This window comes from uncultured Aquimarina sp., assembly GCF_947500065.1.
GTDB lineage: Bacteria > Bacteroidota > Bacteroidia > Flavobacteriales > Flavobacteriaceae > Aquimarina.
In genome coordinates this window covers 36,639-54,621 of the sequence record NZ_CANMQT010000015.1, presented here as the reverse complement: position 1 = coordinate 54,621, position 17,983 = coordinate 36,639, and the positions used below count along the sequence as shown (strand labels likewise).

The window sequence follows — 17,983 nt, the reverse complement described above, 5'->3', positions numbered from 1 at the left end:
TTTGAATTGTGAGTATACAAAATGTAACATTACAGCGATGGGTAGAAATTTTCCTGAATATCATTTTTTGGATAGCTGGCATTACTATTCTATTAAAAACCACTGAAACTGGGATGATAGAGAATGTAGTAGAGGACGATAATGGTGTTATCATCCAGGAGACTATAGAAATGGGGCCTTTTATTCTCGAAAATTTCATCGGAATGTTTGGGATCATACCTTTATTTTACATAAACACCTTTTATCTTATACCAAAATATTATGCAGTTAAAAAGTATCTTTCATTTGTTGGTTTACTTGTTTTGGGGTTAACCTTACTAATATTCTTAGAATCATACATAGTTACATTCCAAAGGATAACCGTTCATTCTATGATGGTACGTTTCTTTATGTTCTACAATTTGTTCTTTATTGCTATCGCCACCGTATATGGGATTATAAGGCATCAATTAAGAATGGAAAGACGACAACAGCTATTAGAAAAAGAAAAAGTCAGTGCAGAATTACAATTGATGCAATCCCAAATCAACCCGCATTTTATGTTTAATGCATTAAACAATTTACTAGCTATTTCAGAACGATCTGATAATCCGCAAACCTCATCAGGGATCACCAAGTTATCAGATTTACTACGATTTATGATCTATGATACTCAAGCAGAAAGAGTGCACCTTTCTAAAGAAATTGATTTTATCGAGAACTTTATTGCGCTTCAAAAATTAAGATATAGTACTGAAGATCCTTTTGAAATCTCTTTTTGTTTCGAAACAAATAATCAAAACCCTAAAATCGCTCCTACATTACTAATTCCATTTGTAGAAAATGCTTTTAAACATGGACTCAATATTGAATCAGCTTCTTTCATAGATATTACCTTAGCGCTTAACAATGACCAACTACATTTTGAAGTAAAAAATTCTAAACATCAACTTCAGAAAACAGAATTCGAAAAAAAATACTCAGGTATTGGTTTAGAAAATGTAAAAAAACGACTGGATCTAATCTATTCTAATAAACATCATTTGGATATTACAGAAGATGAGCATACCTTTTATGTGCAATTAAAAATTAATCTTGCAGAATGATATCTTCAGTAATTATAGATGATGAACCTAACGCAATTGAATTACTAAAAGGGTATATCGAAAAATTACCTTTTATCTCTTGTATCCATAGTTTTAGAAACCCGATTGAAGCCTTAGTTTATCTCAAAGAAAATCCGGTAGATTTACTGTTTTTAGATATCAATATGCCACAACTATCTGGGATTTCTTTTATGAAGACCTTAGAGAAACCTCCTAAAATTATTCTTACCACTGCGTATTCTGAATATGCTGTAGAAAGTTATGAATACCAAGTAGCTGATTATCTTTTGAAACCTATTTCTTTTGAGCGTTTTTTAAAATCGTTATTAAAAATTCAGAACAATATTGAAAAACCAGAACCCGAAGAAAAAAATGATGACCTCATTTATGTAAAAAGTGGCCAACAACAACATAAAACTAATCTTAAGGATATTTTATATCTTCAAAAAGATGGTAATTACATCAGTTACATCACAAAACATAAAACCATCTTAGCACGGCAATCCATCAAAGAGGCTTTGCAGGAATTAGGAGATCGTTTTATACAGATTCATAAGTCTACAATTATCAATTTAGATCATATTACTGCTTTTGATTCTAATTCAATTACCATACAGAACGCCAAACTTGCTATTGGACAATCTTATAAAGTTATGCTGATGGAGCGTTTGGAGCTGAAATAAAGAGTTAAAATTCTCAATTTAGTTCTTCTTGTACAAACTCAGTTGGAGTCATACTGGTCATTTTCTTAAAAGCTCTATAGAAACTTGTTTTACTACTAAATCCACACTCCTCTCCTATTGCTTGCACAGATAGTTTATCCAAAGCTCCCGATCGAAGCATTTCTTTAGCTTTGGTTATACGGTAACCATTAATCAGCTCATAAAAATTCAAACCCATCCTTTCGCTCAATACTTGAGAAATATGATGTGATGGTATATTCATAGCCTTCGATACATCGTTAATTTTTAAGTTAGGATAAAGGTAGGATTGTTCTTTTGCAAAATAAGTCTCGATCTGCTGTTGAATTTCATTGGATCTTGAATCAGATAACGGTGATGTTTTATACTTTCTTCCTTCTAACACTGGTAATACCTGTTTGATATCCACAATCCAATATCCTAGTAATAATATGGTAATCGACATTAATCCAGAAAGTACAATTTCCGCTGTTATGACAGAAGCTCCTGAAAATAAAAATCCTGTTTGAAGTAATAACTCGAATAAGGCTAATCCTCCTAATAAGATGCTAAAGCGTTTCAATAAGAAACTGTTCTTTTTATCTTTTCGATACACATAAAAAAATGAAGCTATTGAGTATCCTAATAATAATAAAAGATGTAAACTATTCTGGAACCAAACAGAAAAAGAGACAGCTCCATTAGGTAATATATCATAATAGTAATTAATCAATGCCAATTTAGCTTCCACATCTTCAAAATATCTCGGTAGAAACAGTATAAACATCCCTATAAATGGAAGTATATGAAGTAGATCCAACCATTTTAAACGAAATGTAACATCTCCATAACTTCTTATAAAAAAATAAAAAGAAGGTCCTACCAAAAATAATAATGGATACCCTATACCAAATATATGGGGCCATTGCTTAATAAGTTGGGTAGTAAATAATAAATATGTAACCAGATGTTGTATTAATCCTAAAAGAGCTAAGGCTAAAAAAAAACGAGATTGTTTTAATGATGCACTTTTAAGAATGATCAACATAATAAAACATCCTATCAGAATTACACCTCCCAATAAAAAAGTAATCACAAATGCAAAAGATTCAATACTGTTCATATGATAAAAATAGTACTCCTTAATTACATGGGAAACTCTATCGGATAAGAATATATCGCAAAGGTGTTTCAATTAATTAAGAGCACCCTATTTACAAGGGATTCAGTGTTTTTCTTAGGTACATTTACACAAAAACAAATAGATATGGTACGTAAAATTTTAAAAGGATTAGCATTGTTCTTAGTAGTAGACATTATACTTTTACTAGTCTATGGATTTGTTCAATATCCAAAAGCAAAAGGTGAGCAACATTTCACCGCAGAACGAATTATTCAAGCTCCAAAAGATAAGGTTTGGCTAGTGATATCAGATGTCGGGAACTATCATGAAGTAACGGCTCCCAATATTAGTCACGTAGAAATTGTAGAAGGAAGTGGATTGGGAATGAAACGTATTTGTAGTGCTCCGGACGGAAGTAGCTGGGAAGAAACCTGTACACTATGGAAGCCTGAAGAAGAATTTCAATTTGTTGTCAATACTCAAAAAGAAGACTACCCTTTCCCTTTAAAGTCTTTATCAGGATCCTGGAAAGTCGAAGCTGTAAGTCCAATGCAAACACGATTACTATTAGACTTCTCATATGAATTTAACAATCCTTTTTTAAGCGGTTATTTTCTTTCTATGGGAATGGAACAAGCAGAAAAAGACACTGAATATTTACTGGATAATTGGCAAACCTTGGCGGAGAAATAAGTCATCCATCACCAGTCGTGGGTACCTCTTTTTTCAAAATGAGAGGGGTCTTGCTTACTATTATGAATAATTAAAAAATGAATAACAATAACATTATGAAAACAGTCATAACCAGTATTACTATCTTGATTTTAACCACAATCTCTTATGGCCAACAACAAATTCCAGATTGGTTTACTAAAAACATGAAACAATCCATAGGTGTATGGATTACGGATAATTCAGAATATAAAAACGAGAAGGAACCCTTTGATCAATATGGTATGGAGTGGAAATGGGCAATAGGAAAACAAAGTATGACAGGTACACTATATGGATTAATCAATGGCAAAAAACAAGGAACTTTCTGGGAGTTTAGACAATACTGGGATTTCGAAAAAAATCAAGCCATGGTCGTACAATATGGAATAGATGGAACTATCGGAAAAGGACCAATGACCCTATCCAAAGATAATCAAACCGAAATGATACAGAATTTTATAACTCCGCAAGGCAATAAAAACATCCACGGACATCGTTCTAGTCTTTCAAAAAACAAATTCGTTATAACATCTTATGATATTTCATCTGATGGGAACTGGCAAAAAAGACGATCGTATACATGGTATTTAACTAAAAAAGAACATCTCATAAATCTAGGTTCGTTTTCTCTCTCTTTAGCTGTAAAAGACATTCACGCTTCTAAAGGTTTTTATGAAAAGCTTGGTTTCGAAATAGTTGATGGAAATTTAGATCAAAAATGGGTTATTCTAAAAAATGATCGTTCTAAAATAGGGCTCTTTCAAGGAATGTTTCCTACCAATACATTAACCTTTACTCCTACGGATGTCAGGAAGCTGCATCAACATATTAAAGCAAAAAAAATCGAAGTTGGGATGACCAATGGCATAGATACTAAAAAAGGACCAGCCTCTTTTATGATTACAGATCCGGACAATAACCCAATCCTAATAGATCAACATTAAAAGAACTAAAATCAGTAACATTCCTGATCAATTGTAATAAAACAGATTAGGAATGTTATCAAATAATTATATATCTTAGAGCTTGTATCATACTCATACAAACCAAAAGATACTATTCATGGCAACAACTACTATACAAAGTAAAGACCGAATTAAATTACCTTTCTCTTTTGACACGGAGAAAATGTTAGCAGAATTCAAAGCCTTTACTCCAGAGCATTTTGAATATTATGATGTGATTCCATTACGGGCACCCGCTCATCAAGTGGATACGTCCTTACCATTTCCTCCTCCTGCAGATGATTATGCAGATGGATCTTGGACAGATTGGATGAATACGAAAGCATTACTGCAATCACCTTACTTAATGAGTATTGTAGATTTTTTTAGTGCACATACCAAAGTTACCTTAGTACGCTTATTGCGTTTAGCACCAGGCGCTATAGTAAAAGAGCATACGGATCCTACTTTGGGATTGGAAATAGAACGATCAGTAATACGCTTAACAATTCCAATTACTTACAGTGACGATGTCATTTTCTACCTAAACAATACGCCAGTTTCCATGTTACCAGGAGAATGTTGGTATCTAAGACTAACAGACCCTCATAAGATTGATAATCTTGGAGTTACAGAACGTGTGAATTTCACTATTGATATGATCCCAAATGATTGGGTTGTAAAGACAATTTTAGATAGTGAAGCAACAAGTAAATAGATTATTTTAATAAAATTTACTTATTGATCTTATACGACTTCATATTATATTATATTTGATTTGGTTGTTCTGTAGTTAATATAATTTGTATTCCAAAATCTATCCCAAAGCCATATCTCTAGCCTCAACTTTTTACTATATTAGGCATCATGAATACAATTGATATTAGAACCGTAGATGTAGTTCAGTATATACAACCCTTGCGAGAAGGTGGTTCACTGCCTGCTATTGTAAAGGCAGATGATGATTTTTTGTATGTTTTAAAATTTAGAGGAGCTGGTCAAGGTAAAAAGGTACTAATTTCAGAATTAATTGGTGGAGAATTAGCTCGATCCATAGGACTAAAGGTACCTGAATTAGTTTTTATGAATCTGGATGATTCTTTTAGCAAAACAGAGCCTGATGAAGAAATACAAGATTTACTAAAGTTTAGTGTTGGTCTTAACTTAGGATTGCATTTTTTATCTGAGGCAATCATGTATGATCCATTAGTTTCTATTGCGGATTCTATTACAGCTTCTAAAGTTGTGCTATTGGATAGTATCATCAGTAATATCGATCGCACTGCAAAAAACACGAACTTACTTAACTGGAAAAACGAATTATGGCTTATAGATCACGGTGCTAGTTTTTATTTTCATCATAACTGGGAGCAATGGAGAAACCATTTAAATAGAACATTTCCAATAATCAAAGATCACGTACTATTAGAACGTGCCAATCTTTTATCCGAAGCATCCTTAGAAATAAAAAAGCTCGTAACGCCCGAAAAAATCGCAGAAATTGTATCAAAAGTGCCGGAAGACTGGCTAACTCACGAGTCAGAACCACTAACTCCTGATGAAATGAGAGCTGCATATATAGAATTTATAACTAGCAGGCTTTCTAAAATTGATGAACTGGTTAAAGAAGCTGAAGATGCAAGATAGATGTACATTTGAATTTGCTATCATCCGATTTGTTCCCAAAGTAGAACGGGAAGAATTCTTTAATGTCGGCGTGATTGTATTTTCTAAAAGAAAGAAATTTTTAGAAGTTAAATATCATATTGATCAACGTAAACTGAAAGCCTTTTCTAGCGAAACAGACATAGAATTACTACAGAAATATCTAAAATCTTGGGAGCTCATTTGTGCTGGAGTTCCTGCTGCTGGAGCAATTGGAAAGTTAGAATTATCTGATCGTTTCCGATGGCTAACTGCTTGTAGAAGTACAATAATCCAAAGTTCTAAAACACATCCAGGTATATGCCATGATCCGCAAAAAGAACTAGAAACTCTTTTTGATAATTATGTATTATAGAAACTGTACTCTTCTTTTAATAGCTCTATTCATAGAATAGTTTTAGTCAAAAACAAAGTCAAAAAAAATGTAGTAACAAATAGGGAAGTCATTCGTCGATCTTTAAAATGCAAACAATGACTTCGAATAAAAAAACAGCACGGTTAGCCGGCCTAATCTACTTAATTCTAATTATTAGCGGAATGTTTAGCTTGCTCTATGTTCCTTCAGAATTAATTGTTTATGAGGATCCCTCAGCCACAGTACAAAATATTACGAATGGGAAAATGTTATTTCGATGGAGTGTTATCGGTGGATTGATATGCTATACTACATTTTTGGTATTACCTTTAATACTATATAAACTATTATCTCATGTACATAAGACTCACGCAATTTTGATGGTAGCTTTTGCCCTCATCAGCATCCCCATTTCATTATATAACATTGGTCATAAATTTGATATCCTCACCTTAGTGAGCGGAGTGGAGTATCTCAGCGCTTTTAGTCCGGAACAATTGCAAGCTCAGGTGATGCTATCACTGGATGCGTACAATAATGGAATTATCATCGCTCAGGTATTCTGGGGATTATGGTTATTTCCTTTCGGATATTTGGTATATCAATCCGGAATTCTGCCTAAGTTTTTTGGTATCTTTTTAATGATAGGATGTATAGGGTATTTAATAGAATTTATTGGAGGGTTTATGATCGACGGATATTATGATATGGGTATAGCCACTTATATCGGAATTCCCTCTGCGATAGGAGAAATTGGAATCTGTTTATGGATGTTGATTGCTGGCGCAAAGAATAATACAATATCGATTAAATCAAAATAATTGATAAAATTCTCATTACCAACTAAAAAACAAATAGCACCAAATAAAAAATCATAAAAACTACAAGAAAAACACTAAAAACTAATATAAGGTTTTTACGGTTTTCTATTTTTTGTTTTTCTTTAAATTTGGTTTTGAATTGCTCTAGGTCTTCCTCTGAAACTTTTTTAAATATCGGTTTATCATTATCTAAAACATCTTTAAACCTATCATGATTTTCTTTTAATGAATTTCTTTTTTTAAGCTGTTTTCTGTTTGATTCAACAGATTTCAGCATACTATTACCTTGTCCAAAACCAAATGCCATATTTTTTATTTTTTGTTAAATTGATAGAAAAGGAATACATAACCTTCTTAAACAAAGCTAATCTTTTTCTTTAACACATTTTTAACCTCATTAAAAAGTTAGCAAAGCTCAAAAAAAACGACATTTAGTAAAAACTACAACTACATGAGTCTTTCTAAAATATCCTTTACCAATGCAGAAGGTCAAACTCTTTCTGGTCGTTTAGAATTACCAGCAGATCAATACCCTCATAATTTTGCCTTATTTGCACATTGTTTTACCTGTAATAAGAATCTGGGAGCTGTTCGTAATATAAGCCGTGCTCTTACTTCTCAAGGGTTTGGTGTGCTACGTTTTGATTTTACCGGTTTAGGAGAAAGTGAAGGAGATTTTGCAGATACTAATTTCTCTGGCAATGTAGAAGACTTGGTTGCAGCAGCTAACTTTTTAGCTCAGGAACACCAAGCTCCTTCCCTATTGATTGGCCACTCTCTTGGAGGTGCGGCTGCTATATTTGCTGCCTCAGAAATTGATTCTATAAAAGCAGTGGCAACTGTGGGTGCTCCTTCGGATCCAACCCACGTACAACATTTATTAAGAAGTGGTCTTGCTGAAATTGAAGCGAATGGTAAAGCAGTGGTAAATCTGAGTGGAAGAGATTTCACCATTAAAAAACAATTTCTAGATGATCTGGAAAATAAATCGTTACCAACAGTCGCAAAAAACCTAGACAAAGCTCTTTTAGTGATGCATTCGCCTCAGGACACCACTGTGGGTATCAAAAATGCAGAAGAGATTTATCATGCCGCTAAACATCCTAAAAGTTTTGTAAGCTTAGATGGTGCAGATCATTTATTAATGCGAAAAGAAGATTCTATGTATGTAGGCAAAGTAATCGCCGGTTGGTCTTCCAGATACGTAGACATTCCTGAAGAACCCAAACTAAAAAGTCAGCATCATGTAGTGGCAAGCTTAGGCAATGATGAAGGATACACTACTCAAATGAAAGTTGGAAATCATTATATGTTTGCTGATGAACCCGAAAGTGTCGGTGGTAATGATTATGGACCTTCACCTTATGAACTTGTTTCTGCTGGATTATCTGCTTGTACTGCTATGACTATAAAAATGTATGTAACCAGAAAAGGTTGGGATCTTCAAAATGTAGAAGTACATACTAGTTATGATAAAAAGCATATGGAAGATTGTGTAAACTGTGAGGATCCTACTGCTAAAATAGACACATTCGAAAGAGAAATTAAACTAGAAGGGAATCTAGATGAAAAACAAATAAAGAGAATCTTACAAATCGCTGATAAGTGTCCTGTTCATAAAACATTACATTCTGACACACAAGTGATTACTACATTAATCTAGTAAGTTTTAATTTATAGATATCAAAAAGGGAAGCTATACAGGGCTCGTGCTTCCCTTTTATCATTATGAAAAGTATAAAAAATCTTTCGCTTTTACTCTGACCAGTACCTTAATGTTACTACGATCCAACCTTCTGGAGTTTCATTTTCGGTATTTACCTCAACAATTGCAGAAGATGCTCCATCAAAATAACCATCATATGCATCAAAACGGTAAGTACCTACTGGCAAGCTTTCAAAAAGTTCTACCTCATACCAAGATGTATAATAGATATTGTTTGTATCCAAATTTGTCGCTACATAACCAGGTAAAGTTCCAGCTGGAACTTCTTGTCCTGAGTACTCATCTACCAATTTAATAACTACGTCAAAAGCTAATTGACCTTTTTCCTGAATAGTAGATTTTTCTTCCTGAATAGTATCAGTTTCTGTTTCACAAGAAAACAAGAAACATACCGCAAATACTATTATAATATTCTTCATCAATTTCATTCCGGTTTAGGTTTAAGAGTTATGATTCAAATTTCTGGATTAATATTACAAAATCGTTTACCTAATGATTACCAAAATGTTATCTAAACTATTTTTATTAAAAGGAAACTATTTTTGATAACAAAAAAACCGTTAATCTTATATAGATTAACGGTTTTTGAAGATGTTATTCCCAAAGGGTTTTGACAGCTTTTATTGTCTAATTAGTCTTGTAATTTGAATAGTTTTACCATTTTCATCAGAAATAGATAGTAAATAAATACCCGATTTATTAATTTTTGGCGTAATTGATATTACTCGATTATCAGAAGTTGATTCCATATTTTTAGCATACAATGTTTTACCATCCAGACTATAAATTTTTATGATATAATTTTTATCAGATTTTAATACTGAATTGGTAATGGTTACCTCATCTGTAAATGGATTAGGATATATTGTAAAGCGTACTACATTATTTAACGCTTCTATTGGTGGTGATTGTACTATTCCTCTGTCTGTGTTTAGTCGTAATGTCCCACAAGCTCCCAAATTATTCCAATTAGATGCTGTACGCTCATATAAAAAATCTACATATGTTACCTTGTCTCCTATAGCGTAACTAACACCACTTTGCCAAGGAGAAATTCCGGTACAAATATCTATAGGAGTACCACTAGCATCTGTAGTATAGTTTACAATTAAACGAGCCGCCTTATCTGAACCACCTTCATAAGAATCTGCTACTCTTTTTGCAGAAGTACTGGTCAAACTCACACCGCTTCCTCTTATAATAAAGGTAGCATTGTTACCTGATACCCAATCACTCTTACTTACAAGACTCTGTACCATGTTTTTTAAATCAGGAGAACGTTGTGCATTTCCATTTTGACTACTAGACCAAGATTGAGGGTTCCAAGTTATTTTACTAGAAAAAGTGGTCCTATTAGAAACTTTATTTGAATTACTAAAAGCAGGAGAATTACTATTATCGTGTAAAGATATTTCAAGTTCTGCTGCAGTACTATTACTCTCATCCGCTGTAAACTGTAAATATGCACTAGTAATTGTAGCATTTTTAGGTAATGCTACTGCATTAAAACGCAATCCAATAAGCTGATAACCGGCACTGCTGTGGCTATCATATACCAATTCCAGATCACTACTATTAGTATAAAGGTCTCCGTTTTGGCTTTCTTCTACATCATCATTACCATTTGCTATTGCAACATCAATAACACCAGAGTCTCCTCCTGTAATTTCAGTAAATATCGCTGTAATTTCTTTATTTTCATTCATAGTGATTGAAACAGGGCTTGTAGTACCTGACAATGCACCACTCCAACCACTAAACTCCCATCCATTCGAAGCAATAGCATTTATTGTAGCAGTTTCTCCTTCTTGATACGTTCCCGCACCATTAACGGTACCTTGTCCTGTAGTATTAATTGATAATATATAACTATTATCAGATGGTGTTTCATAATTGACAATTAGTTTAGGTGCTTTTGATGCTCCTCCTTCATATGAATCAGCCACTCTTTTAGCATCTGTATTATTCAAGCTTACTCCTTTTCCTCGTATAATAAAACTGGCGTTGTTACCTGATGTCCAACCACTTTTATTTACAAGACTCTGTACCATATTTTTTAAATTAGGAGAACGTTGTCCACTTCCATTTTGACCACTAGACCAAGATTGAGGATTCCATGTAACTTTATTAGAAAAAGTATTTCTATTAGAAACTTTATTTGAATTACTAAAAGCAGGAGAATTACTATTATCGTGTAAAGATATTTCTAGTTCTGCATTATCGCTATGGCTCTCATCCGCTGTAAACTGAAGATATGCGCTAGTGATCATAACATCTTTTGGTAATGCTAATGATCTAAATCGTAAACCAATAACTTGATATCCACCGCTACTATGTGTATCATACACCAACTCCAGATCGCTGCTATCCGTATATAGATCTCCATTTTGTCTTTCTTCTACATCATCACTTCCTGTAGATATAGCAACTTCTATACTCCCATTATCTGGATCAGGATCTACGATTGTTCCTTTACTAATTGTCACTACACTTCCATTAGAAGGATTCCAGATATCTAGGTTAGAAGGAATCTGAAAAACATTATTATTGGATACCGATCCTACTTGTGAAGCATTATCTACCTGTATAGTTCTTGTTTCGATCTTATCTTCATCAATAAAAATCCATTTAAATTGATTAAATCTTGCAGAATTTCGTGTCCAATTCTTATTGTCATCATTAGATCGTAATGGAGCTCCCCAGCATCCTTCTCCGGCATACACCGTACCATTTTGATCATCTCTCACAAAACCTTCATCACTTCCTGATCCCGTAGAAGGTCGTACTGGCCAAGTAGTTTTTACCGTATGTGCATCACATTCTATCACAAGTTTTACATTTTTATCATAGAATAGCTGAGCCCAGTTATTATATTGATTATTTCCTTCTGATTTACCAGATACATGTGGCCGCATGGGTTTATGGTATTGCGCCATTTTCCATATAGCTGCTGTGTTAGTATTTAAATCATTTCTTAACCAAGTAGTCTGGTTTCCAGAAATTGAAATCTCTGTATTTAACGTATACGTTCGCACAAGATTATCTCCAAAAGTTATTGCATAATATACACTAGATGATGGTACATCAAAAAGGTTATAAATACTATTATTACTACCTTCATGGTTTCCTCGTGCAGCAACTATTGGAAACATTCTACCATCAGAAGCAATCGTAAGTTGCCAATCATTAAACCAAGTTTGCCATTGACTATTAGTATCGTCATCTGTCATATCTCCACCAAATAAAACCGCGTGCGGTTTTAATTTAGCCACCAAACGATTGGCATTCTGTCTCGGTGTTCTATTATTTCTAGAATCTCCTCCCGCTATAAAAGATAATCTACTTTTATCAGCAGGTGCAGTTTTAAACCAAAACCGCTCACTGGTACCTTGGCTATCTCTTACTACAAAATAATAAGCGGTATTAGGCTGTAGACCCGTTAGTCTAACGAAGGTATTATTCATTCCTTTATAAGAAACAGTTTTATCTGGCGCTTGTGAATTAGGATAACTATTATAATTAGTACCATAATCTGTAGTACCATAGTATACTCTTGGATTACTTCCTGAGATTTGATTCCAACCAATGACTATAGATGTTGCAGGATTTCCGCGTAAAGAGAGTCGATATTTGTCATTAGAAGCTTGCGTCTGCATTCCTAAAAGGAATACAAACAGGATTAAGAGGTTTTTCATTATTTGTGAATTAAGTTAGTTAAAACGAAAGTAACACTTAAACCGCTACAAACCTTCTAGTTAGTAAATATTAATTAAAAGTTAACGATGCATTCAAGTAGTATTAACATATAGAGTTCTTATTTTATGATTACTAAACCAGATGGTCTTCTTAGCAAAAAATAGTATGCTGTTTTTCTAAATCTGTAAAAATTGAAGGTAGGGCATATTTGGCAAGACGCTACACTTTATGTAGCTTTGCTACAAAATATGTAGCATTATGAATTCTAATTCACAACCAATTCCAGGAAAACCAGTAAGAGGTTCAAAAACCGGACAGCCAATAATGGTCATTTTTGATTTACTGGGTCGCAGCTGGTCAATGGGTATCATATGGCATTTAAATAATGGTCCCAGCACTTTTAGAAAACTTCAAGAATACTGTGAAAATATTTCTCCAACTACTTTAAATAAGAGAATAAAAGAATTAACTATTGCAGATTTAATTGAAAGAACAGTTGATGGGTATACCCTAACAAAACAGGGACTAGAGCTTTTTAAGTTAATTCACCCTTTAGGTAAATGGGCTAAGCAATGGGCAGAAGATATTAAAAATCAATAAATCTAATATTATGAGAATCATACAAAAACCTATGCCATCAGAGTATCCAGAATATTCCAAAATCTACATGGATCTACTTGACACTAATAAAAATATATTGACCCAATTATGGGATAATTTTTTAGAATTAAAAAGATTAATTTATAGTTTATCTGAAGAAAAACTAACGTATCGATATGCAAAAAATAAGTGGACTATTAAAGAAATTTTAGTTCATAATATCGATGATGAGCGTATCTTTTCTTGCAGAGCAATGCGTTTCGCTAGAAATGACAACACTCCTCTACCGGGATTCGAACAAGATGATTATGTTAAATTTTCTAATGCAAATGAAAGAAGTTTGGATAGTATTTTTGAGGAATATGAGGCCGTAAGAAAAAGTACAATTATCTTATTCAAATATTTGCCTGAAGAGAGCCTCTTAAGAAAAGGTGCAGGAATTGATGAAGATGGGACCATAATCAATGAAAGAACAGTTAGAGCATTTGTTTATCACATTGCAGGTCACGAATTAAGGCATTTAAAAATTATAAAAGAGAGGTATTTATAAACTTGTACCTGAAACAAAAAACAGATCATATGAAGTTTAGAAAAGCAATAAAAAAAGATCTACCATCAATTGTACACATGATTGCTGATGACGAACTTGGAAAAACAAGAGAGAATTTCCAAATTCCTTTACCTAAGGAATACCTAAAAGCTTTTGAAGAGATTGATTCAGATAAAAACCAAGAATTGATTGTTCTTGAAAATAAAGATCTAGAAATTATAGGAACATTACAACTAACATTTATCCAATATTTAACGTATCAAGGTAAAATAAGAGCTCAAATTGAGGCTGTAAGAATTAGAAAAGATAAAAGAGGACTTGGAATCGGAAAAACAATGTTTACATGGGCAATTAATCGTGCGCAAGAACGAAATGCTCATTTACTTCAATTAACCACTGATAAAAAAAGACCTGAAGCAATTAAATTTTATAAAAAACTAGGATTTATAAATTCTCACGAAGGAATGAAAATACATTTTGAATAAAAATTACCAGCTTCGATAAAGGTGTTTTATGTATCATTTTGATATGATATTTTATATCAGCTTCGAAATAAACTTATTTCTTCTATAATCATTTCACTAATAAAAGCATAATAATCAAAAAATAAAGGAGGCTATCCTTAACAGACAGCCTCCTTGTGAAAAACTATGTATATAATCTATTTATTTGATTACAAATCGTTGTGTTTCACCTTGAACTTTCAGTAAATACATACCTACTTTTAGATTACCAACATTGATAGTTTTACTACCATTTATGGTTCCTTGTCCAACAATTTGCCCTACCATATTCGTTATAGTATAAGGGTCGCTAGAGTTCTTAGTGTTTTTCATAGAAACTTGCAATAAACCTCCACTCTTCAATGGGTTTGGTGCTATTGTGAAACTAGAAATACCTTCTTCATCTTCGTTCCCTATGATCGGTGTTGTAGGTCCGAAATCTGCCGCAACTGCCGCTGAACCTCCACAAGATCCTTCATAAATCTTAACATTAGAGAAGATTGAATTATTTCCTGATCCAGCATCATTATCATTAATGAATACTAATCGATCCATACTACCTGTGTAGAAATTACCAACCGGAATTACATACGTTGTAGTTCCACTAGAATAGTTATCGAAGTTCGTTACTCCATAATTCTGAGTACCGTGAACTTTGAAATATCTAGTAGAAGTCAAAGAATTATCATTTTCAAAACCAACTCCGTGAATCTCACCTTGAGAAGTACTACTAAAGTCAAATTCTATAACTGTATTAGCAGTTACATTATAATTAAGTGCAATATACTTCCAAGTATTATTAGACATTGATAATCCAGCTCCTCCATTTACAATTGAGAAGTTACCTGCTGAATCTTGATTAGAGAAAGGAGTAATTGAGAAAGCATTAAAATCGATTGCATCACAATTAGGTCCTGGATCAGTTGTACCATTAGTGATACTTAAATCATCGATAGTAACATCACCTTGCCAGCTAGTTCCTGTAACTGTATTAAGACGTAATTGTACACTTGCGTTTCCAGCATATGCAGAAAGATCAATATTAGCCGTGTTCCAGTTAGTTCCCTGAGCTCCAGATCTATTAAATACGCTTGTCCAATCTCCTGTATTATCGGTTCTTGCTTCTACATCCAATGTACCAACAGCGTTACCCACCATATGATATTGGAAGCTTAATGTTGGAGAAGTTAATCCGCTGAAGTTCAAACAAGGTGAGTTTAGGATCGCTCTTTTATTAGGGAATCCATTTCCGTTTCCAGAAGCTTCAACATAAATATAAGAGTTACCATCAACAGCACTGCTAGGTCCTGTTCCATTAGATGGAGTTCCGTTAGAATCAACTGTCCAATCTAAATCATCTCCAGAAGTTGCTTGTGTCCAATCACCGATATTTCCTTCGAAGCTTTCACTATAAGGGAATGAAGCTATATCTCCAGAACATTCACCAGTTCCAGGACCAGGTCCACCACCATCACAAGGATTTACAAAGGATACAGTTTGATCTGTTTGTCCATTAGTACCACCATTATTATTCTCATTAGCATCTTGTCCAACACCACGTTCAGCAAATGCTTTCCAGATAATACAGTTATACTGACCACCATACAAATCTTGATCAGCTTGTAAAATACCATCTCTACCAGAAACAAATCCAGGGTTGTTAGCTGTATTTTTTAATCCCTCTATAACTAATGCCATTGCGATATTATTACCACCAGTTCCATTATAGAAATCAGAATCAAATCCTTCTGCATCAATTAATCCCCAAGTCATATCCCATAATATAGTTGCAAAAGCGTATCCCACTCCGTGTGGTCTTGCTAATCCACCTATATCAGCATAATCTGTATTATTAACAGATCTATCTATAGAATAAGGAGTCGGACGGATTCCATTACCAGAAGTTGGCTGATTTAGTGCGTATGTACCAATTCCTCTTGAGTCAGTACCTGTATCTCCAGCTCTCATTGTAAGCATCAATCCAAACCAATCAGACCATCCTTCACCCATTTGTTCAGAACCTCCTAAATTATTTGAAGATGGTCCTCCTACTAATCTAATAGAAATACCATGTCCATATTCGTGAGCAATAATTCCATTATCTAAATCTCCATCTCTATCAGGATTAGGACTAGTCCAAAGGAACATCTGCATTCTTGGATTACCTCCATCACCAGGAGTTGAGAAGTTTGCATTATTACTTCCGCTTCCATCTTGTGCATCTGCATTTACAGAATCACTTCCTGCTCCACCATTTCCATAATTATTTTCTTGGAAGTTACCACTAGCTTCATTAAAACCATATTGATAAAATACATCGTGCATGATGTTGTTCCAATAGAAAAGATTCGTTATAGCTGCATCATCATAGGTAGTCGGTGACTGACCGAGATCAATTGGAAAATTAAAATCTAGACTAGCTCCACCATTTGGAGAAAAACCTGTTCCATTATTCCCATTTCTATCTTCCTGAGCCCATACATTATTACCTCTGGTAATTGTAAATTCAGCTCCTGCGCTACCATTAGTATCGTGCCATCCAAATGGGGATGCTGTAGTATTTGCTGGGTCAGTTACTATAGAACGATTACCGTGACTTGGACTTTCTACAGGCATTGCATATACGTTATATGAATCAGGAGCAAGTGCTGCTGTAGCTTCTGCTTTAGTTGGAACCGTGGCAACATCTTTATCAAATAACACAGACTCACTGTGGTTATGATTTTCATGATCAGGAGTACCAAAATTACAACTGATAACCCAATCTTCAGTATATAAAATTTCACCAGAAGAAGCATCTACATTTGCGTTCCACCAATGCTGACCGTCTTTCTGATATAAACTTACCTCCCAAGTTAGTACTAACTGGTCATTGTGTTTAATATACACTTGTTTAGCTTTGATAGGTTCAAGCGTAACTCCAGAATTTTCATAAACCAATACTCCATCAGTCTTACTTTTAGCTCTTACTAATTGAGGAGATTGCATGTTATGTGCTCTTGCTACATTCATAATAGCGCTCTCTGGAGAAAGCGATGATTTAGCAGAAGTAACTTTGTTTTTCACATCCTGTACGAACTGATTAATCTCCCAAGTTACTTGGTTATTATTCTTTACAGTAAGCTTATAGGTTGCAAACTTTATTGGAAATCCATCATGATACTGCTGAACATACACATGTTGTATTGCAGGGTTCAATGAAGGAACTACATTTGTTACTTTCCACTCTGATACATCATCTGTAGTCAGAGCCGATTTAGCCGTTGTGCCGTTGAGATGGTTTTTAACAATACCATCCATGATGTTTTGTGCAAACATTGTTTGTCCTACTAATAGTGTAAGTAAAACAAACGAGTACATTTTTTTCATATGTATAAATTTTGAATTTGTGTTAACTAAAATTAACAAAATCCAAAGCATCTATTACATAAATCACATATCACTGAATAAAGCTAAACAATTTCACATTTTTATTGAATATTTCATATCACTAAAAACACACTTAAATAATCAAACTACCA

The 17,983-nt window shown here is 33.7% G+C and carries 17 protein-coding genes; 12 read left to right on the top strand and 5 right to left on the bottom strand.

Annotated elements, in window-relative coordinates:
- Nucleotides 1–8 precede the first annotated feature (8 nt).
- Together Q0975_RS25840 and Q0975_RS25835 are read left to right on the top strand one after the other, a co-directional pair.
- Complete coding sequence (locus tag Q0975_RS25840; RefSeq protein ID WP_299442968.1) at nucleotides 9–1,085, top strand: histidine kinase; 1,077 nt, start codon at nucleotides 9–11, stop codon at nucleotides 1,083–1,085.
- Nucleotides 1,082–1,768, top strand: a complete 687-nt coding sequence (locus Q0975_RS25835; protein WP_299442965.1) for a LytTR family DNA-binding domain-containing protein — start codon at nucleotides 1,082–1,084, stop codon at nucleotides 1,766–1,768. The genes Q0975_RS25840 and Q0975_RS25835 overlap by 4 nt, the downstream gene beginning before the upstream one ends.
- 13 nt (nucleotides 1,769–1,781) lie before the next feature.
- On the opposite strand, the gene Q0975_RS25830 is transcribed toward Q0975_RS25835, so the two are convergent.
- A complete protein-coding gene (locus Q0975_RS25830) occupies nucleotides 1,782–2,888 on the bottom strand; it encodes a helix-turn-helix domain-containing protein (RefSeq protein WP_299442962.1) in 1,107 nt (368 codons plus the stop codon).
- Nucleotides 2,889–3,032: 144 nt separating this feature from the next.
- On the opposite strand from Q0975_RS25830, the gene Q0975_RS25825 reads away from it, so the two are divergent.
- The 6 genes from Q0975_RS25825 to Q0975_RS25800 all read left to right on the top strand — a co-directional run bounded on the left by Q0975_RS25825 (nucleotide 3,033) and on the right by Q0975_RS25800 (nucleotide 7,387).
- Nucleotides 3,033–3,581, top strand: a complete 549-nt coding sequence (locus Q0975_RS25825) for an SRPBCC family protein (protein ID WP_299442959.1) — start codon at nucleotides 3,033–3,035, stop codon at nucleotides 3,579–3,581.
- A 95-nt stretch (nucleotides 3,582–3,676) separates the two neighbouring features.
- Nucleotides 3,677–4,546, top strand: a complete 870-nt coding sequence (locus tag Q0975_RS28530; RefSeq protein WP_366889626.1) for a VOC family protein — start codon at nucleotides 3,677–3,679, stop codon at nucleotides 4,544–4,546.
- Nucleotides 4,547–4,664: 118 nt separating this feature from the next.
- Nucleotides 4,665–5,264: an aspartyl/asparaginyl beta-hydroxylase domain-containing protein gene (locus Q0975_RS25815; RefSeq protein WP_299442956.1), complete on the top strand. Its 600-nt coding sequence runs from the start codon at nucleotides 4,665–4,667 to the stop codon at nucleotides 5,262–5,264.
- A 149-nt stretch (nucleotides 5,265–5,413) separates the two neighbouring features.
- Nucleotides 5,414–6,193, top strand: a complete 780-nt coding sequence (locus tag Q0975_RS25810) for a HipA family kinase (RefSeq protein WP_299442953.1) — start codon at nucleotides 5,414–5,416, stop codon at nucleotides 6,191–6,193.
- Nucleotides 6,183–6,566, top strand: a complete 384-nt coding sequence (locus Q0975_RS25805; protein ID WP_299442950.1) for a DUF3037 domain-containing protein — start codon at nucleotides 6,183–6,185, stop codon at nucleotides 6,564–6,566. Before Q0975_RS25810 ends, Q0975_RS25805 begins: the two co-directional genes overlap by 11 nt.
- Nucleotides 6,567–6,682: 116 nt before the next feature.
- Nucleotides 6,683–7,387, top strand: coding sequence for a DUF4386 domain-containing protein (locus Q0975_RS25800; RefSeq protein WP_299442947.1), 705 nt, complete (start codon nucleotides 6,683–6,685; stop codon nucleotides 7,385–7,387).
- 22 nt (nucleotides 7,388–7,409) lie between these two features.
- Here the strand turns inward: Q0975_RS25800 and Q0975_RS25795 are convergent, their stop codons facing one another.
- Nucleotides 7,410–7,694 carry a hypothetical protein gene (locus tag Q0975_RS25795; protein WP_299442944.1) on the bottom strand — a complete coding sequence of 95 codons (285 nt, stop codon included), beginning with the start codon at nucleotides 7,692–7,694 and terminating at the stop codon, nucleotides 7,410–7,412.
- A 144-nt stretch (nucleotides 7,695–7,838) separates the two neighbouring features.
- On the opposite strand from Q0975_RS25795, the gene Q0975_RS25790 reads away from it, so the two are divergent.
- Complete coding sequence (locus Q0975_RS25790) at nucleotides 7,839–9,050, top strand: bifunctional alpha/beta hydrolase/OsmC family protein (protein WP_299442942.1); 1,212 nt, start codon at nucleotides 7,839–7,841, stop codon at nucleotides 9,048–9,050.
- A gap of 92 nt (nucleotides 9,051–9,142) precedes the next feature.
- On the opposite strand, the gene Q0975_RS25785 is transcribed toward Q0975_RS25790, so the two are convergent.
- On the bottom strand, nucleotides 9,143–9,532 hold the full coding sequence (locus Q0975_RS25785; protein ID WP_299442939.1) for a hypothetical protein: 390 nt from the start codon (nucleotides 9,530–9,532) through the stop codon (nucleotides 9,143–9,145).
- Between the two features lie 201 nt (nucleotides 9,533–9,733).
- Nucleotides 9,734–12,808, bottom strand: a complete 3,075-nt coding sequence (locus Q0975_RS25780) for a fibronectin type III domain-containing protein (RefSeq protein ID WP_299442936.1) — start codon at nucleotides 12,806–12,808, stop codon at nucleotides 9,734–9,736.
- A gap of 259 nt (nucleotides 12,809–13,067) precedes the next feature.
- Here Q0975_RS25780 and Q0975_RS25775 point away from each other — a divergent pair, with 259 nt between their 5' ends.
- The 3 genes from Q0975_RS25775 to Q0975_RS25765 are packed head-to-tail and all read left to right on the top strand — an operon-like array spanning nucleotide 13,068 to nucleotide 14,444.
- Entirely contained in the window at nucleotides 13,068–13,409 is a 342-nt protein-coding gene (locus Q0975_RS25775) for a helix-turn-helix domain-containing protein (RefSeq protein ID WP_299442933.1), read from the top strand.
- A 10-nt stretch (nucleotides 13,410–13,419) separates the two neighbouring features.
- Nucleotides 13,420–13,959: a DinB family protein gene (locus Q0975_RS25770; protein ID WP_299442930.1), complete on the top strand. Its 540-nt coding sequence runs from the start codon at nucleotides 13,420–13,422 to the stop codon at nucleotides 13,957–13,959.
- A gap of 29 nt (nucleotides 13,960–13,988) precedes the next feature.
- The gene (locus tag Q0975_RS25765; protein ID WP_299442927.1) at nucleotides 13,989–14,444 is read left to right on the top strand and encodes a GNAT family N-acetyltransferase; all 456 of its coding nucleotides are present in this window, start codon (nucleotides 13,989–13,991) and stop codon (nucleotides 14,442–14,444) included.
- A 180-nt stretch (nucleotides 14,445–14,624) separates the two neighbouring features.
- On the opposite strand, the gene Q0975_RS25760 is transcribed toward Q0975_RS25765, so the two are convergent.
- Nucleotides 14,625–17,831: a M36 family metallopeptidase gene (locus Q0975_RS25760; RefSeq protein ID WP_299442924.1), complete on the bottom strand. Its 3,207-nt coding sequence runs from the start codon at nucleotides 17,829–17,831 to the stop codon at nucleotides 14,625–14,627.
- Nucleotides 17,832–17,983 lie beyond the last annotated feature (152 nt).

Coding starts and splice junctions, on each gene's coding strand:
- Q0975_RS25835 (WP_299442965.1), top strand. CDS start 1,082: ATGATATCTTCAGTAATTATAGATGATGAACCTAACGCAATTGAATTA.
- Q0975_RS25830 (WP_299442962.1), bottom strand. CDS start 2,888: ATGAACAGTATTGAATCTTTTGCATTTGTGATTACTTTTTTATTGGGA.
- Q0975_RS25825 (WP_299442959.1), top strand. CDS start 3,033: ATGGTACGTAAAATTTTAAAAGGATTAGCATTGTTCTTAGTAGTAGAC.
- Q0975_RS28530 (WP_366889626.1), top strand. CDS start 3,677: ATGAAAACAGTCATAACCAGTATTACTATCTTGATTTTAACCACAATC.
- Q0975_RS25815 (WP_299442956.1), top strand. CDS start 4,665: ATGGCAACAACTACTATACAAAGTAAAGACCGAATTAAATTACCTTTC.
- Q0975_RS25810 (WP_299442953.1), top strand. CDS start 5,414: ATGAATACAATTGATATTAGAACCGTAGATGTAGTTCAGTATATACAA.
- Q0975_RS25805 (WP_299442950.1), top strand. CDS start 6,183: ATGCAAGATAGATGTACATTTGAATTTGCTATCATCCGATTTGTTCCC.
- Q0975_RS25800 (WP_299442947.1), top strand. CDS start 6,683: ATGACTTCGAATAAAAAAACAGCACGGTTAGCCGGCCTAATCTACTTA.
- Q0975_RS25795 (WP_299442944.1), bottom strand. CDS start 7,694: ATGGCATTTGGTTTTGGACAAGGTAATAGTATGCTGAAATCTGTTGAA.
- Q0975_RS25790 (WP_299442942.1), top strand. CDS start 7,839: ATGAGTCTTTCTAAAATATCCTTTACCAATGCAGAAGGTCAAACTCTT.
- Q0975_RS25785 (WP_299442939.1), bottom strand. CDS start 9,532: ATGAAGAATATTATAATAGTATTTGCGGTATGTTTCTTGTTTTCTTGT.
- Q0975_RS25780 (WP_299442936.1), bottom strand. CDS start 12,808: ATGAAAAACCTCTTAATCCTGTTTGTATTCCTTTTAGGAATGCAGACG.
- Q0975_RS25775 (WP_299442933.1), top strand. CDS start 13,068: ATGAATTCTAATTCACAACCAATTCCAGGAAAACCAGTAAGAGGTTCA.
- Q0975_RS25770 (WP_299442930.1), top strand. CDS start 13,420: ATGAGAATCATACAAAAACCTATGCCATCAGAGTATCCAGAATATTCC.
- Q0975_RS25765 (WP_299442927.1), top strand. CDS start 13,989: ATGAAGTTTAGAAAAGCAATAAAAAAAGATCTACCATCAATTGTACAC.
- Q0975_RS25760 (WP_299442924.1), bottom strand. CDS start 17,831: ATGAAAAAAATGTACTCGTTTGTTTTACTTACACTATTAGTAGGACAA.